This window comes from Clostridium sp. AM29-11AC, assembly GCF_003480545.1.
Lineage (GTDB): Bacteria > Bacillota > Clostridia > Lachnospirales > Lachnospiraceae > Otoolea > Otoolea saccharolyticum_A.
The window spans coordinates 1-15077 of sequence record NZ_QUJI01000031.1 but is presented as its reverse complement, the minus strand read 5'-3'; the positions used below and the strand labels follow the sequence as shown (position 1 = coordinate 15077).

Below are 15077 nucleotides of genomic sequence, written 5' to 3'. Positions count from 1 at the left end.
TCATAATCAGCGGCCTGCAATGACACGGTCAATCAGTCCATACTTCAGCGCTTCCTCAGCTGTCATATAGTTGTCGCGATCCGTATCCCTCTCGATGACCTCATACGGCTGGCCTGTATTGGCTGCCAGAATCTCATTTAACTTTTTCTTCGTTCTGAGAATGTTCTCAGCGACAATCTGAATCTCCGTCGCCTGTCCTCTGGCTCCGCCGGACGGCTGGTGAATCATAACCTCCGCATTTGGAAGAGCCAGTCTCTTTCCCTTTGCTCCTCCTGCCAGAAGGAAGGCGCCCATGCTGGCCGCCATGCCGACGCAGATAGTGGAAACATCACACTTAATGTAGTTCATCGTATCGTAGATAGCCATTCCAGCCGTCACAGAACCGCCCGGGCTGTTGATGTAGAGGTGAATATCCTTATTGGGATCCTCAGACTCCAGGAACAGAAGCTGCGCCACAATCAGACTTGCGGACACGTCTGTTACCTCCTCGCCCAGAAATACGATACGCTCCTTGAGCAGTCTGGAAAAAATGTCATAGGAACGCTCGCCGCGGCTGGTGGATTCAATGACGTAAGGTACTAAACTCATATAATGCCTCCTATTCTAATAAAAAGGTATGCGCCCCGCCGCGCAGATGCACGGAGAGACCATGAATTTTCCTGAAAAACAAAAAGCATAGGGGCGCCGGAAACTTCCGATATCCGGCAGACGGCGGCCCTGCTTTCAGAAAGCCCTGGCCGCCGTCCTCCTACCGTTATTTTGCAGCACTCCCTGTCAGTGTCATCTGCCCTGTGGAATTGTTCATCCTCCCGCCGGAGTCCGGCAAAGCCTGCGCCCTGCCGCTCTCCCGCGCTTGGAATCCCTGCTGATTTTCTTTTGCTTAAGCCCTCAGCTCGTCACCGAGCTGGGACATCCTTCTGAGCCTGCCGGCTTATACTAACTTAGCCTCAGCTACCAGAAGCTCAACTGCCTTTTTGACAGCCAGATCCTTCTTCATCTGCTCAAGCTCACGCTCACCTAAAAGACCCTTTAACTTGTCAGCCTCCATCTTGTAAGCCTCTGCCATCTTCGCGATCTCAGCGTCGATAGCCTCCTCTGACACCTCAATCTTCTCAGCCTCGGCAACCTTCTCCAGAACCAGGCCTGTCCTGATCTGTCTTACTGCCTGCGGCTTCATCTGATCCATGATGTTCTCTCTTGTCATGCCTGTGAACTGCATGTACTGGTTGATATCCAGTCCCTGGCTCTGAAGCCTTCTTGCATAGTCATCAAACATGCTGCGAAGACGTGTCTTGATCATAGCCTCCGGAATATCCATCTGAGCATTGTCTGTAACCTTGTCGATTACCTTATTCTCATTCTCAGCCTCTGCTGTCTTCTCTTTTCTCTCAGTCAGAGTCTTCTTTAAGTCCTCTTTGTACTCAGCCAGTGTCTCGAAATCAGAAACCTCGCTTGCAAACTCATCGTTTAACTCAGGAAGCTCCTTTACCTTGATCTCCTTCACTGTAACCTCAAATTTTGCTGGCTTTCCTGCCAGATCCTTTGCGTGGTACTCAGTTGGGAATGTTACCTCAATCTCCTTTGTCTCGCCGATGTTCATGCCGACCATCTGCTCCTCAAATGTATCGATGAAGGAGTGGGAACCAATGGTGAGAGGGTAATCCTTGCCCTCGCCGCCTGCAAAGGCCTTTCCGTCTACGTATCCCTTGAAGTCGATTACAGTCTGATCTCCGTCAGCAACCGGTCTGTCTGTAACAGCAACCAGTCTGGAGTTTCTGTCCTGAACGCTCTTTAATTCCTTCTCAACGTCCTCGTCTGTGACAGTGGCATCAGTCTTCTCAACCTCTACTCCCTTGTACTCTCCTAATGTCACCTCTGGCTTTAATGCAACAGTGGCTGTGTAAATAAATGGCTTGCCCTTCTCAATCTGAACTACCTCGATCTCAGGAGAGGAAACGATCTCCTCCTCGCATGCCTCAAGCTCTCTCGGGTAGGACATGTCGATCACTGCATTTGCTGCATCCTCATAGAAGATGCCTGCGCCGTACATTTTCTCAATCATGGCCTGCGGAGCCTTTCCGCGTCTGAAGCCAGGAATGTTAAATCTCGTTTTATTGTGATTGTAAGCTGCCTTCATCGCCTTCTCGAACTCTTCAGCGGACACCTCGATTGTAAGTTTTGCCATGTTTTTTTCTAATTTTTCTACCTGTAAACTCATTGTAAGGGTTCCTCCTTTAATATATGTGAACCGCCGTATCATCTGGGCGTTACACTTCAAGATAGCATTATAGCATATGTATTGCGTAAACGCCAGTAGAAAATCACGTTTTTCAGGAGTTTTTTCATCTGTTTTCAGGAATTTTCCGGCGTTTTTCCGCTATCCGGCGCCTGTCCGGCAAAAAAAAGCAGAAAGCAGGGCAGAGCCCCGCTTTCGTTAGAGCATATCCGGATTCTGATCATACTGGATAGCTGCCTTCACCTCTGCCGCATGCTCCCTGCTTGTGAGAAGTCCGAGGAGCTCAAGCCCCAGATCAAGGGCATAGCCAAGCCCCCTTGCCGTCGTGATCATTCCGTCTGTCACCACTCCCCGGGTGGTATGGACTGCGCCTCCCAGCGCGCCCTCAAAGCCTGGATAGCAGGTAGCCGTCTTCCCTTTTAAGAGTCCGAGGCTTCCCAGCACGCTGGGCGCTGCACAGATGGCTGCCAGCCTCTTGCCCTCTCCCGCTGCTTTCACCAGGGCGCTGCACAGCTTCTCGCAGCTTCCAAGATGCTTCGTTCCAGGCATTCCTCCCGGAAGAAAGTACACATCCGGCCTGTCCAGATCCACCTCATCGAGGACGGCGTCCGCCGTAATGTGAAAGCCGTGGGAGCCTGTCACCTCTCTCCTGTCAGAAATCGATACGAGCGTCACATCCACGCCGCCCCGGATCAGCACATCTACTGCCGCCAGGCACTCCACCTCCTCAAGTCCGTCTGCAAGAAATGCGTATACCTCTGCCATTTTGATTCCTCCTGATTCTCTGTGTTTTTATTTTTTTCCGTTTCCAATGTATCTCTGTTTCCCGGTTTCCATTGTATCAGAGAGCTGGCTGTCTTTCCAGCTCCCCGGTTTCTTCTCCTATGCCCGGTCTGTCCCGGCCGCTTTGATTCTATTCCTGGTTTTCATAGCCTCCCCAGCCTTCATTTTCCGTTTCGCCGGATGAATCCGTGTTTCTCTCCCCGAAGCCCCTGAGAGGAAATCCGCTCACGCTGTTTCTGAGCTCTGCATAGACCTCAGCCTCCGCCGCACTCACATAGGGCGCCACAAAAAAGAGTCCGATTCCGCAGGCCAGGATTCCCAACAGATACCAGCCCAGAAAGGAGAGGTCGAACAGGAAGAGCTGGAACTTGCTTCCTCTCATCATATCCTTCGTCAGTGCAAACACATCTCTCATGTCAGCGTCCGGATTTTCGGAGAGAATATAGGGGATCATCCGGTATTCAAAGGATTTGACAATTCCCGGGATAATCAGCAGAAGGGTCCACAAAAACAGGAACAGATCCCGAAAGAACATGATTTTTACGATATTTCCATAGCTGCCCGATGAGAAGGCATACAGAATCCTGCTGACTCCCACGGAGAAGCCTTCCGCCCTGCTCTCCATGAAAAACCGGTATACGCCCACTTCCATGGGGTTCAGCACAAAGATCCTGACTAACAGCCCCACCAGACCGGAGATAGCCACAAAGCTGAGCAAAAGCCCTGCTGCCATATCCCATATACCGTAAAACGTGCCTCCCTCCATGATTCCCTCTATCAGGCTGTCGATATCCACCCGGAACACTTCTCCCAGTCCCGATGCCAGGCTGAATATCAGAAGCAGCAGGAACGCCGGCCAGTAGTAAAGCCCGATCTGTCTCCATCCGCGTCTTTTCACTTCTCCAATCGACCACATATACCCATTCCTCCTTTTTTCCGAATCCGTCTGACCGGCCCTTGAATTTCCAAAATTTTCGGGCCGGTAAGGGATCCTGCCTGTATTAATATCAATATACATATCCTCCGGATATGATATTCTCTCCAAGGTATGTGCAGATATAATGCCCGCTCTGCGGTCATTATGCCATATCCTCCGGATATGACAGCCTCCGGCGGAATTTAGCGCCCGGCTTTCAGCAGTGCATGCTGAAACCGGTATGCGCAGGTATAATAACCGCTCTGCGGTCATTATACCATATCCTCCGGATATGCCATTCTCTCCGAGGGATGCGCACTCGCCGCTCGCCTTGCGTGAGCAAGCTCCCACAGGCTCGCTTGCGGTCATTATATCATAAATCCACAAGAAATTCCCTTAATATTTTCTAACAGTTTCTGAAGTTTTCCAAATCGGCATCCTCTGCCCTTTATGATTCTTTCAATTCCGGCTTTCTGACCTCGCTGTTTTTTATTTTTCCATGCCTATACCCCTTAATCCCGGTCTTTATGTGCCTGTCCGGCCTTTTCGCCCGACTGATTGTCCATATTGCTGCCGTTTTATTCTGCTTTTATTTTTGCTTTTTTCATGTATAATATGTTTACAGAGAATTGTCTGCTGTGTTTTTATCTATTTTATGACTCATGAATCGGGGAGTGAATATCCATGGAAATTGAACGCAAGTATCTCATTGACCGGTCTCTTATGCCGGCAGACTGCCTGTCCCGGCCGTTTCATCAGATCGAACAGGCTTATCTGTCCACGGATCCTGTTGTCCGTGTCCGCAGGGAAGATGACAGCTTTTACCTCACCTACAAATCCCGCGGAAAAATGATTCGGGAAGAGTACAACCTGCCTCTGACCGCCGAATCCTACGCTCACCTTCTGTCGAAGGCAGACGGGATCGTGCTGACGAAGAAGCGCTACCTGATCCCTCTCGGCCAGACAGAGGCAGAAGCAAAGCTTACCATTGAGCTGGACGTATTTGAGGGGGCCTATGAGGGACTGATTCTGGCAGAGGTGGAATTTTCCTCCGAGGAAGCGGCCCTCTCCTTTGTTCCGCCCTCCTGGTTTGGACGCGAGGTTACCTTTACAGGAGAGTACCAGAACAGTGTCCTGGCCATGAAGACAGACAGATGAAACGAAAAATACTGAATCCCAAAGCCTGAGTGCAGAATTTCAGGAGGGGAACGCCAGACGGGAAAAGCGGCGAAGCCATCAAAAAATTGAAAGGGGTTGTCGGTTAATACCGATTTTTAACCCCTGACATGCAGGGAAGAGACAATCCCGGAGAATTCGGACTTTTTTTAGGACCGAATTCTCTGCCGGATTGCCTCTTCCTTTTTCTTCCTATTATTCTAGGACACAAAACCCCCTTATTTGGATTTTTTGAAACGCTCCATCCGTTAAGCGGCTTTCTGCTCCTTTTTTCCTTCGTATTTCTCGATTTCATGCTGCAGGAATCGGTGGTATTTCTGGATATTCGCATTGGATTCCTCCCGCAGCTCTTCCCACCGTTCATTGTTCTTCATGACTTTATTGCGGTCTGGATTCTTTTCCGCATTGTATCTGTAAAGACATCTGGATTTATGCTCACAGCAGCTGCAGTCCGCATCAGGTTCTGTTAGCTTTCGTTTCCTGTTTTCTTCAATGACCTTCCGGACTTTGGCCATTCCTTCGATCACAAACATATGGGCATCCCCAGGAGCATATTTAGAGCCATACCCAAAAAAGAAACGGCCCGCATGGTGCAGACCGCTTTCGTTATTCTGTAAAATCGTCCTTATCAAGAAAATCAAAATTGTCCTCGGTGTCCTCTAACCGCTTCGGAGGAAACCTCATCTCGTATTATTTTTTCGCCAGCGCACGAACTTCCTGGTGCTTATCTTTCATTCGGTTTTTCTGCCAGGAAATCTGTTCCTTTGATAATCTCCATGGAAGATTCAGTAAGCGATTTATCCTTATTTGCTCCGCTTGCTTCTCCGGCGGCAAAGAAGCACAGGATTTACAGATATGAGCCGTATGGCCTCTACCTGAAAATTTTTCATTGGCGTTGTATTCTCCGCAGACTTTACAATAATGACCGTGTTTTTTTATAGGTCCACTTTCTACTCACAGAGAGCGTATAGACTACGGATCGCTTCCATAATGATGTTCCATTCCAGCTCTGCCGCATAGGAAAACTTCCTGCGGTAAGATTCCCAAAGTTTCTGCATAACAGGACTGCTTTCCACTTCGTCCAAAACATCTTTTGCATCTGTAAGACGCCTTTCTGTTCCACGCTTATGGGCAGTTGCCAACAGTGCATCATGGAGCGTCTGCTGGTTCAATGTGTTCCCATGAAGCTGCTCCAGAATGTAAATATCATAGAAATCTCTCATGCGGGTGTTGGTGGTGGTTCTGGTGATAATCGTTTCCAGTTTTTCGGCCAGAACTGTTTCCAGATTGTACGCCCAAATATCAATGGAGCGTTCTTCCAGCATCAGTTTGAAAGAGTAGCGGACCTCTCCGGGGGTAATGACATCTCCCGTAGAAATGTCGATCTTCAAAGGAGTTACCACACCGTCAAAGGTTGCAGTCATGTTCACTCGAATCCCCGGATACTCCGCCTCATCCATAATCTCTGAAATACTTTTCAGCTGAAATTTGACACCATCATCAATCGGAACACTCACAATAGCAGAAATCAGATTTTCTATGTCCTCCACATTGACATTGGTGCCTTTTACAGTGGCATCCAAATCCATCGTGGAGCGGGCATCCAGACCAACCATGGCCGCTACCAGCATACCGCCTTTCAAAATGAATTTGTCACGATATTCAGAAAGGGAGATACGATCCAGAAAACGTTCCATCATATAGTTTCGCATTAAAAGCTGTGCATCCGCAGATTTTTTCCTGGAAAGATTACGAATCAAATCTTTTAGCTGCCTCGCTGTTTTTATCATAGAAGCACCTCCAAATACTGCCGTAAAATTTTTTCTACCCGGAACATACCGGCATACCTCATCAAATTCCGCAGGTCTTTGTCCTTTCTTCTGGCATACATCTTTAACGCACCTTGAAAAATCTGCGTCTCCATATTGTTCCGGCTGCGGAGCAGATCGCAGATGGTACGCTCCATGTCATAGACAGGAACCGTATGTCCAAAAGGTGTCTGAGCCGTTATCAGACCCACCTCATGCAACTCTGCTTTAATAGTAAACACCTGCACACCTTCAGCTTTCAGTTTAGTAGGGTTGTAGCCCGTCTTAACGGTAACGGTATATTCCATTGGTTCACGATCTGTCAAATCATGAAAAAATAAAGCCGTTTCATGGGAAAACACTGCCTGTCCAACCCGTAGATGAAGTAAATACATAGCGTCTACCCATGCATCCCTGGAAAGATAAATCCCATGTGCAACCCGCTCCAATTCCCGTGAGCGCACATAATCATAAAAAACAGGCTTGGAAATACCAGCAGATACTACTTGAGCTGTTCGCAGCATCCCGTCCTGTGTTTCCAGCAGATGATCCAGCTGTTCAAATTGTCCCACCGTACCACTTCCTTTCATACTAATATTATAAGCAATATTAGTTCAAAAGTAAAGTGATGTAAATTCGGCATAATTTTACTGACAGCTTAATGTTCAACAGTTTGGGAAATATGAAGTGGCAGCTCCGCCCCAATCGTTAGCCATCTTTTTCTCTGTTTAACGGATAAATTTCAGTGGCCGGTGTGATTCATACGAATCACACCGGCCACTGTGTAGGGGCATCTATTTCCCGACAGCCCCTTTCTGCATTCAGGGTCTCTCATCCAGATCCTGAAGTGATTTCTCATGTTCCGCTTCCACAAGAAGCACATCCTCCCAGTGTCTTTTCAGCACTGCCTTTCCGCCCCTGTCCCCGGTAAGGGCGAACAGTTCGTCTGCATAGCTTCCCTTAAACAGAACGGGATTTCCCGCCTCTTCGTTTCGCGACAGAGCCGCAATTCCCCGGCCCGAGCTCAGGGCCCTCTCTGCCAGGCGGCACACCTCCTCACCTGTAAGCCACGGCTGATCACAGACAGAAAACAGAAGCCAGTCCTCAGGCCCGGCCCCGGCCGCCTGGATTCCCAGACGGATGGACCGGGAGATCCCCTCCTCGGGTCTGTCATTGAGCACAGCCTGAATCCTTGCGGAGGGCCAATACTCACCGGCCGGTTCCTCTGTCTGGTTCCTCCCTGTATGCCCTTTCTCTTCTGCCTTCGCGGCCTCCATGACCGCTTTCTTTGCCAGCTCCCGGCTGGAAGTCACGAAAATGATTCTCGTTCCCAGCCTGCGCCTTACGAAAACTGCACACCGGAGGGCGCGAAGATACATGGGAATCCCGTCCACCGGATACAGGAGCTTATTGCCTCCAAACCGCCTGGACAGCCCGGAGGCCAGCAGAATGTGGTAGATCACGGCCCTATTTGAGCTTTCCGAGACCGCGGATTACCTTTTCCGGCGTGATCGGAAGCTCGTGGAACCAGAGTCCTGTTGCATTGTAGACAGCGTGGGCGATAGCCGGAAGCGGGGTGTTGATAACCACCTCTCCGATGGACTTGGCGCCAAAGGGACCTGTGGGCTCGTAGCTGGACTCAAACTCCACCTCCAGATCAGGGATCTCCACCCTGGCCGGTATCTTGTACTGCATAAAGGAATTTTCTTTGAGTTTTCCCTTCTCCGAGTAGTTAATATCCTCGTAGAGGGTCATTCCGATTCCCTGGACAATGCCGCCCTCCGCCTGTACCCGCGCAAGTGCCGGGTTGATAACCGTTCCGCAGTCCACGGCAGCCTTGTAGTTAATCACATCGATCTGTCCCGTCTCCAGATCTACCTCCACCTCGGCCATTCCGCACATAAAGGGAGGCGGTGACTTCGGTGAGGAGTGAGAAGCTGAGGCCTCCAGGGACAGATCGTTTCCGCACATGCTCTTCGCGGCAATATCTGCCAGGGAGACACGCTTTTCCTCATCCCCTAAAAGATAGACGAAAGAGCCGTCAAAGTCTGCGTCCGCCTCTTCTGCTTCCAGCATCTGGGCCCCCAGCCGTACAATCTTATCCCTGAGTTCCCCGCAGGCCTTTACCGTGGCCATACCCGTAATATAGGTAGTGCTGGAAGCGTAGGAGCCGGAATCATAGGGGGAGTTGTCCGTGTCAACACCGTACACGACGATCTGATCCACCTCGCATTCCAGACAGTCCGCAGCCATCTGGGCTAGGATCGTGTCACATCCGGTTCCCATGTCCGTGGCTCCGATCAGCATGTTGTAATGGCCGCTGTCCGCCAGGCGGATGGTAACACTTCCCACGTCCACACCGGAGATTCCAGAGCCCTGCATGGCGATTCCCACGCCCACTCCCCTGACTTTTCCATTGCCCATGTCTCGCCTTGGGTATTTGTCTTTCCAGCCAATCATCTGGGCAGCCCGGTTCATGCACTGCTCCACATGACAGCTCTCAAGGAGCTCATTGTAGTAGGCCGGCATCCTCTGGCCTTCCCTCACAAAGTTCATCCGGCGGATCTCAAGGGGATCGATCCCCAGAATTCCAGCCGCCTCGTTGAGGGCTGACTCCACGGCAAAAAGTCCCTGGGTCGCTCCGTAGCCTCTGTAGGCGCCGGACGCCTGGAAGTTGGTGTACACCACATCATACCGGAACCGGAAGGCCTCCGGCGTGTAGATGGGGATTGACTTGTGGCCGGAAAGGCCTACGGTTGTGGGGCCGTGCTCTCCATAGGCTCCCGTATTGGACAGGGTGTAGACGTCAATGGCCCGCACCAGGCCGTCCTTATTGAGTCCCATCTTCACCCGCACCTCCATCTCGTGTCTGGGTGAGGCTGCGATCATGGATTCATAGCGGGAATAAATCATCTTTGCAGGCCGTCCTGTTTTCATGGTGACAAGAGCCGGATAGATCTCTGACACTCCTGTCTGCTTGGCTCCGAAGCCTCCTCCGATTCTCGGCTTCACCACCCTCACTCTGGACTTGTCAATTCCCAGGGCCGTTGCCAGGATTCGTCTGATGTGGAAGGGCACCTGTGTGGACGAAACCACATTTAAGCGGCCGAAAGCGTCCATGTAGGTGAAGGTTCGGAAGGTTTCCATCATGGTCTGGTTGTTGGCCTTGGTGTGGTAGGTTCTCTCAAGCACCAGATCGCAGTCTGCCAGCACGGCATCCACATCGCCCTCCTCCTCGCCGCCGCTGGCGCAGAGGTTTCTCTGGTTATCCGCTCCCACCGGACAGAGGGCCTTCCAGTCCTCTTCCGGATGAACTAACACCGGATTGTCCTTGGCTGTTCTGAAGTCCAGAACAGGCGTCAGCACCTCATACTCGGTCTTGATCAGCTTCAGGGCTCTGTCCACTGCCTCCTCTGTCTCCCCTGCCACGACAGCAGCCACATCGCCCACAAAGCGCACCCTCCTGTCGATAATATACCGGTCATAGGGGCTTGGCTCAGGGTAGGTCTGACCTGCCTGGGTAAAACGGCATCTGGGGGAGTCCTCCCAAGTCAGCACGCAGGCGATGCCGGGAACCTTTTTTGCCTTCTCTGTGTCTATATTTTTCACAAGAGCGTGGGCGTGAGGGCTCCTGAGGGCCTTCACCACCAGGCAGTCTGACGGCGCAATGTCGTCTGTATAGACGGCCCGCCCTGTCACAAGAGCCATGGCATCCTTTTTCATCACCGGGCGGTTTACATAGTTTGTATTTGGGGCCTTCATGCGTTCTCACCCTCCTTCTGTCTTCTGCAGGCCAGCCAGTTTCGGATGGCTCTCATCTGGCCTGCATATCCCGTGCAGCGGCACAGATTGCCTGCCAGATATTCCCGGATCTCCTCAGAGGACGGGGTTCCAGGCAGCTCTCTTTCCATGGCAAGCACATTCATAATAAAACCAGGAGAACAGAAGCCGCACTGTTCCGCTCCCTGTTCTCCCAGGAAGCGCCCGAACTCCTCTGCCTCCTCCTTCAGTCCCTCCAGGGTGGTCACCTCTCGGCCCTGGACGCGCATGGCGGGAACTGCGCAGGAGAGCACCGGCTTTCCATCCAGCCATACAGTACAGAGCCCGCAGTTCGTTGTCTCGCATCCGCATTTTACGCTTTTATAGCCTCTGGCCCGGAGGAAATCGAGAAGCGTCATGTCTGCTCTGGCTTCAGCGGCCACAGCCTGTCCGTTTATAATACATTTTAATTCCACGTTTCATTTCCTCCCTTCCTCTCCAGAGATCTCTCCCTGTCAATCCTGTCAAGACAGCGCATCAGGAGAACACCGGCCAAATATTTCCTGTACTGGGCGCTGGCCCTCATGTTCGTGCCGAAGCGCAGGGACTCGATCAGCTTCTCCGCCGCCGCTTTCCGGTCCGCCACGTTCTCTGCAAAATATCCGTTTTCCACCGTTACGGCAGCCGCCCGGGCCGGCCTTGCTCCGATGGAAACTGTCGTTTTATCCCCTCTCTCGCAGACTGCCGCTGTCAGTACCGGGAAATCCACAGCCTCATTTCTCATGCTCTCATAGGATATTCGGGCCTGTCCCTTCCTCACCAGCACGGAAACGAGAATATCCCCGTCTTCTTTTCTGTCCAGAAAATCCCTGAGCGGCATCACCCCGGCCTTATAAAGCTTCACCTGGGCGTCCAGGGCCAGAAACAGGGTGAGCACATCCGAGAAGCCAAACCTTCCATAGATACTCCCGCCCACAGTCGCGCAGTTTCTGAACTGGGTTCCCACAATGTGACGCACGCTGTCTGCGAAGGCCCCGCCTGCCCAGCGGTTCAGCCCTTCGTGCGTTTCCAGGCTTCTCAGGGTGGCCATGCATCCTATCTCAAACTGCTCTTTTGTCTCCTCTATCTTCTCAAGTCCCAGCCCGCTCAAATCGATCAGCGTCTGGATTGTCCTGTTCTGAAGTCTGAGCCAGCAAAAGCCGCCGCAGATAACAGAGGATTTCTTCTTATTCAGTTCATAGGCCTCATCCAGGCTCCCCGCCATGACAAAATTCGTGTAATGAATCACGCCTTATCCTCCTCGTATTTTTCATTTTTCATTCTGTCCGTCTATTTGCAGTCTATCACGCCCATCTCTCTTCTCTTTCGTCTTCAGGGCATGTCCGGCCTGTATGCCGTGTCTATAGCAGGCATATTTTAACACAGATTGCGGAAGAGAACAATCTGAAAAAGTCATTCTCTTCCGCGAAAATTGTCTTCTGCACCTCCCCCGCAGCCCTCTGCTGTCTCTGGCAAAAATCAGTTATCCCTTTTTCCGGTTCCACGTACCTTCCGTCCCCTGGTCTCCCTTTTCTCTGTGCCTTTCACCACTCCCTTTTCCTTCGAGCGGTTCTGGCAGGCCATACAGTCCTCGTCAATCTCATATGCAGCATTTCCTTCTATAATTAAACGGATTCCCATATTGTTTCAACCTCCTATATCTCTATCATATGCAGTACTGATACAGGCTGTGTATCATGTTTTGGCATGACAGCGCATATATTAAGGCAAGGAAAAGGAGGTAAAAATCCCATGAAAAGTGAACCTGATTTAAAAATGACGGATCTCGATTATCTGACAGCGTCCCCTCATCTTCAGATGATCAAAGCCGCCCTTCCGTACATACATGTCCCGGAGCAGCGCTTTTTCTCCCTGATGGTAAAAATCAGCGAGCTGGAGCGCACAGTACGGCTGTTTCAGGAGACAGAAGACGGAATGGTCGGAATCTGCTCTCTCGAGGAGGATGAGCCGTCCTCTCCCATTGACATGTTAAATGCCATGAAGCCCTACGGCACGCCGCAGGAACAGGAATTTATCGATCTGGTGGCCAATTTTCTTCAGGGCTCCAGGCTTTACCAGTCTTACCGCGAGTCCGCGCCTGAAACCATCCGCCCTGTCTCCCCAGAGCACAGCGGCGGTACTGCAGAATCCTCCGCCAACTCCTCCGGCCCCACAGCCAGAAGCCGCGCAGAAGAGGCGGGAAGGCGGGATACCGGCCACTTTCCTATCGAACAGCTGAAAAACATGCTGCCGCCGGAGCAGCAGTCCCGCCTGGAAACGGCCCAGCTTCTCATGCAGACCATGCAGAGCTTGTCCTGAGCTCGCACAGCCACAGAAAGGATTGAAATTATGAACACTGCCTGGAAACAGGATCCCAGACTGAAAACAATGGATCCGGAAAAAGTAAAATACCTGTCAAACCTGGCCGAAACCGTGGAGCGCACTCCCAAAGACAAGCTGATGCCACTTTTCATGAGCATGGCGGCAGGCAGCAGCCAGTATCATTTCAGCGACGACGAAACGGATCTCCTTGTGTCTATCATGACAGCAAAGATGAACCCCGCAGAAAAAAAGCGGGTGGAAATGCTGCGAAGCCTGTCCAGGCGCTTAGGCGCCGGGAAACAGGGCAGGCCGAAAAAAGGGTAGAGAAAATATCCCTGCCGGCAAATCCTTTCGCTTCACAGGTAAGCCGGCAGAATTTTCTGTGAAAAAACGAAGTTTCCTGTTATATAAAAACGGCGGCCGCATCTGATATTCCAGAATGCGCACCGCCGCTTTCTCTATCCCCGGCAATCAGCCTGCGTCACAGAGCACAGACTTAGATTTCCTTCTTCCAGAGTCCGTGAAGGTTGCAGTACTCGTATGCAGCCACTGCCTCGTCTCCTTCGCTGAGAACAAACTCTGCCTCCGGCTTCTCTCCCGGATTCAGATATTTGATCTGGCTACCCTGCTTTGTCTCGAGAGCAATCCACTGGATCCAGTGAGCCTCCAGCATCGGGTGCTCAACCTCTCCTACCTTAACAGTAACCTTCTGTCCCTCCACTGAAACAGCAGGCACATGCTTCTCATGAGCTCCGTCGCTGGTTCCCGGAACAATCTCGCTCATCTTCTCTCCGCAGCACATAACCGGTACGCCCGCATTCTTTACATAAGTTACGATATTTCCACAATGCTTACAGACATAAAATTTTAATGCCATTTTGCACGCCTCCTTAATGATTTTAATATTGATTCTTATTATACTTTATTAGTGTTTAAAAATCAAGTGTTATCTGACATCTTTCTGATTTTTCCATATTCGTTCGCCCATACCGGCTCCGCAAAAGCGGATGCCCCGTTCCATTTCTGTGCTTTTCTTTATCCTCCGGGCGAGCCGGGCTGCTCTGCCTTCCTCATTTTGAGCACTTTTCCCACGACAAACGCATGAGTAAATAAATTGTGAACAAATCCCCTTTTATGATATGCTGAAAATAAAAAGGGGATTTGTGCTATGGAAGAATTGTTGGAGTGGATGGACTATATCGAAGATATACGACAGGAAAAGAAGGTCCGCCATAAACTAAAGGACATTATTGTCATAGTCTTGTTTGCCACATTGTCCAATGTAGACGACTGGGTGGAAATGGAGTTTTTTGCCCATTATCATGAGGAGTACCTGAAGAAATATATCGAACTCAAAAACGGGATCCCATCCCATGATACTCTTTGCCGTGTATTTGGGATGCTGTCACCGGAAGTGCTGCAGCAGTTATATCAGAAGTGGCAGGAATTATTAAACAAAGATGAGGGAAAAGCATTAAGGAAACTGATCTGCATTGATGGGAAGACCATGCGCTCCAACAAGAGAAAAGAGGGAAAGCCGAACCACATCCTGACAGCATGGAGCCGTGAGGATGGGTTTAGTCTGGGCCAGAAGGCAGTGGATGAAAAGAGCAACGAGATCACGGCAATCCCGGAGCTGCTGGAAAAGATCCGGATCAAAGGCCAGGTAGTAACCATAGATGCGATGGGGACACAGAAAGAGATCGCGGAAAAGATCCGAAAAAAGAAGGGGGATTATGTCCTTGCGTTAAAAGAAAATCAAAAGACATTGTATGAGGATGTACGCCTGTTTTTTTGTGATGAGCAGGAGAAGGAGCAGCTAAAGAAAAGGGGAACCTACTGTAAGACCATAGAAAAAGCCCATGGGCAGACAGAGATCCGGGAGTATTACCAGACGGAGCGGATTGGGTGGCTGAGCCAGAAAAAGGAATGGGAAGGCCTGAAAAGCATAGGGATGGAGGAAAAGACCATTCAAAGGGAAGGAAAGACTAACTATTAAAAGTCAAGTCTAAAATGAAGATTTTTGAATGAATTGCGG

General features: G+C 50.7%; 17 protein-coding genes and 1 pseudogene. 4 read left to right on the top strand and 14 right to left on the bottom strand.

Annotated features, from left to right (window positions below; all coding sequences use genetic code 11):
* Positions 1–6: 6 nt before the first annotated feature.
* The 4 genes from clpP to DW757_RS15660 form a co-directional block, all read right to left on the bottom strand.
* Positions 7–588, bottom strand: a complete 582-nt coding sequence (clpP, locus tag DW757_RS15675; protein WP_008397808.1) for an ATP-dependent Clp endopeptidase proteolytic subunit ClpP — start codon at positions 586–588, stop codon at positions 7–9.
* A 343-nt stretch (positions 589–931) separates the two neighbouring features.
* On the bottom strand, positions 932–2218 hold the full coding sequence (gene tig, locus DW757_RS15670) for a trigger factor (RefSeq protein WP_021966527.1): 1287 nt from the start codon (positions 2216–2218) through the stop codon (positions 932–934).
* Between the two features lie 216 nt (positions 2219–2434).
* A complete protein-coding gene (locus DW757_RS15665) occupies positions 2435–3001 on the bottom strand; it encodes a DJ-1 family glyoxalase III (RefSeq protein ID WP_008397805.1) in 567 nt (188 codons plus the stop codon).
* Between the two features lie 148 nt (positions 3002–3149).
* Complete coding sequence (locus DW757_RS15660) at positions 3150–3935, bottom strand: DUF975 family protein (RefSeq protein WP_243033734.1); 786 nt, start codon at positions 3933–3935, stop codon at positions 3150–3152.
* 684 nt (positions 3936–4619) lie between these two features.
* On the opposite strand from DW757_RS15660, the gene DW757_RS15655 reads away from it, so the two are divergent.
* On the top strand, positions 4620–5093 hold the full coding sequence (locus tag DW757_RS15655; RefSeq protein WP_118752197.1) for a CYTH domain-containing protein: 474 nt from the start codon (positions 4620–4622) through the stop codon (positions 5091–5093).
* Between the two features lie 266 nt (positions 5094–5359).
* On the opposite strand, the gene DW757_RS15650 is transcribed toward DW757_RS15655, so the two are convergent.
* From DW757_RS15650 to DW757_RS17470, 9 genes and pseudogenes are all read right to left on the bottom strand, one after another.
* Positions 5360–5644, bottom strand: coding sequence for a hypothetical protein (locus DW757_RS15650; RefSeq protein ID WP_015574842.1), 285 nt, complete (start codon positions 5642–5644; stop codon positions 5360–5362).
* A gap of 73 nt (positions 5645–5717) precedes the next feature.
* Positions 5718–6050, bottom strand: a pseudogene (locus DW757_RS18085) (hypothetical protein).
* A gap of 11 nt (positions 6051–6061) precedes the next feature.
* Positions 6062–6901, bottom strand: coding sequence for a nucleotidyl transferase AbiEii/AbiGii toxin family protein (locus DW757_RS15640; protein ID WP_021966522.1), 840 nt, complete (start codon positions 6899–6901; stop codon positions 6062–6064).
* Positions 6898–7509, bottom strand: coding sequence for a type IV toxin-antitoxin system AbiEi family antitoxin domain-containing protein (locus tag DW757_RS15635; protein ID WP_008398844.1), 612 nt, complete (start codon positions 7507–7509; stop codon positions 6898–6900). Before DW757_RS15635 ends, DW757_RS15640 begins: the two co-directional genes overlap by 4 nt.
* Before the next feature lie 231 nt (positions 7510–7740).
* Positions 7741–8382, bottom strand: coding sequence for a nucleotidyltransferase family protein (locus tag DW757_RS15630; RefSeq protein WP_118752196.1), 642 nt, complete (start codon positions 8380–8382; stop codon positions 7741–7743).
* Positions 8383–8386: 4 nt separating this feature from the next.
* On the bottom strand, positions 8387–10681 hold the full coding sequence (locus tag DW757_RS15625) for a molybdopterin cofactor-binding domain-containing protein (protein ID WP_008398841.1): 2295 nt from the start codon (positions 10679–10681) through the stop codon (positions 8387–8389).
* Complete coding sequence (locus tag DW757_RS15620) at positions 10678–11154, bottom strand: 2Fe-2S iron-sulfur cluster-binding protein (RefSeq protein WP_008398839.1); 477 nt, start codon at positions 11152–11154, stop codon at positions 10678–10680. Before DW757_RS15620 ends, DW757_RS15625 begins: the two co-directional genes overlap by 4 nt.
* The gene (locus DW757_RS15615; protein ID WP_044931669.1) at positions 11145–11966 is read right to left on the bottom strand and encodes an FAD binding domain-containing protein; all 822 of its coding nucleotides are present in this window, start codon (positions 11964–11966) and stop codon (positions 11145–11147) included. The genes DW757_RS15620 and DW757_RS15615 overlap by 10 nt, the downstream gene beginning before the upstream one ends.
* Before the next feature lie 230 nt (positions 11967–12196).
* Positions 12197–12358 carry a hypothetical protein gene (locus DW757_RS17470; RefSeq protein ID WP_008398836.1) on the bottom strand — a complete coding sequence of 54 codons (162 nt, stop codon included), beginning with the start codon at positions 12356–12358 and terminating at the stop codon, positions 12197–12199.
* Positions 12359–12469: 111 nt separating this feature from the next.
* On the opposite strand from DW757_RS17470, the gene DW757_RS15610 reads away from it, so the two are divergent.
* Both DW757_RS15610 and DW757_RS15605 read left to right on the top strand, forming a co-directional pair.
* Positions 12470–13036, top strand: coding sequence for a hypothetical protein (locus DW757_RS15610; protein ID WP_118752195.1), 567 nt, complete (start codon positions 12470–12472; stop codon positions 13034–13036).
* A 30-nt stretch (positions 13037–13066) separates the two neighbouring features.
* On the top strand, positions 13067–13363 hold the full coding sequence (locus DW757_RS15605) for a hypothetical protein (RefSeq protein ID WP_008398833.1): 297 nt from the start codon (positions 13067–13069) through the stop codon (positions 13361–13363).
* Between the two features lie 172 nt (positions 13364–13535).
* Here the strand turns inward: DW757_RS15605 and DW757_RS15600 are convergent, their stop codons facing one another.
* Positions 13536–13916, bottom strand: coding sequence for a desulfoferrodoxin family protein (locus DW757_RS15600; protein WP_008398832.1), 381 nt, complete (start codon positions 13914–13916; stop codon positions 13536–13538).
* Between the two features lie 291 nt (positions 13917–14207).
* Between DW757_RS15600 and DW757_RS15595 the strand changes: the two genes are divergently transcribed.
* Complete coding sequence (locus DW757_RS15595) at positions 14208–15038, top strand: ISAs1 family transposase (RefSeq protein ID WP_243033733.1); 831 nt, start codon at positions 14208–14210, stop codon at positions 15036–15038.
* Positions 15039–15077: the final 39 nt, after the last annotated feature.

What these genes read in the sequence shown, in the direction of transcription:
- DW757_RS15610 (WP_118752195.1), top strand. Translation starts at nt 12,470, where the DNA reads ATGAAAAGTGAACCTGATTTAAAAATGACGGATCTCGATTATCTGACA.
- DW757_RS15625 (WP_008398841.1), bottom strand. Translation starts at nt 10,681, where the DNA reads ATGAAGGCCCCAAATACAAACTATGTAAACCGCCCGGTGATGAAAAAG.
- clpP (WP_008397808.1), bottom strand. Translation starts at nt 588, where the DNA reads ATGAGTTTAGTACCTTACGTCATTGAATCCACCAGCCGCGGCGAGCGT.
- DW757_RS15640 (WP_021966522.1), bottom strand. Translation starts at nt 6,901, where the DNA reads ATGATAAAAACAGCGAGGCAGCTAAAAGATTTGATTCGTAATCTTTCC.
- DW757_RS15655 (WP_118752197.1), top strand. Translation starts at nt 4,620, where the DNA reads ATGGAAATTGAACGCAAGTATCTCATTGACCGGTCTCTTATGCCGGCA.
- DW757_RS15660 (WP_243033734.1), bottom strand. Translation starts at nt 3,935, where the DNA reads ATGTGGTCGATTGGAGAAGTGAAAAGACGCGGATGGAGACAGATCGGG.
- tig (WP_021966527.1), bottom strand. Translation starts at nt 2,218, where the DNA reads ATGAGTTTACAGGTAGAAAAATTAGAAAAAAACATGGCAAAACTTACA.
- DW757_RS17470 (WP_008398836.1), bottom strand. Translation starts at nt 12,358, where the DNA reads ATGGGAATCCGTTTAATTATAGAAGGAAATGCTGCATATGAGATTGAC.
- DW757_RS15665 (WP_008397805.1), bottom strand. Translation starts at nt 3,001, where the DNA reads ATGGCAGAGGTATACGCATTTCTTGCAGACGGACTTGAGGAGGTGGAG.
- DW757_RS15605 (WP_008398833.1), top strand. Translation starts at nt 13,067, where the DNA reads ATGAACACTGCCTGGAAACAGGATCCCAGACTGAAAACAATGGATCCG.
- DW757_RS15650 (WP_015574842.1), bottom strand. Translation starts at nt 5,644, where the DNA reads ATGTTTGTGATCGAAGGAATGGCCAAAGTCCGGAAGGTCATTGAAGAA.
- DW757_RS15635 (WP_008398844.1), bottom strand. Translation starts at nt 7,509, where the DNA reads ATGAAAGGAAGTGGTACGGTGGGACAATTTGAACAGCTGGATCATCTG.
- DW757_RS15600 (WP_008398832.1), bottom strand. Translation starts at nt 13,916, where the DNA reads ATGGCATTAAAATTTTATGTCTGTAAGCATTGTGGAAATATCGTAACT.
- DW757_RS15595 (WP_243033733.1), top strand. Translation starts at nt 14,208, where the DNA reads ATGGAAGAATTGTTGGAGTGGATGGACTATATCGAAGATATACGACAG.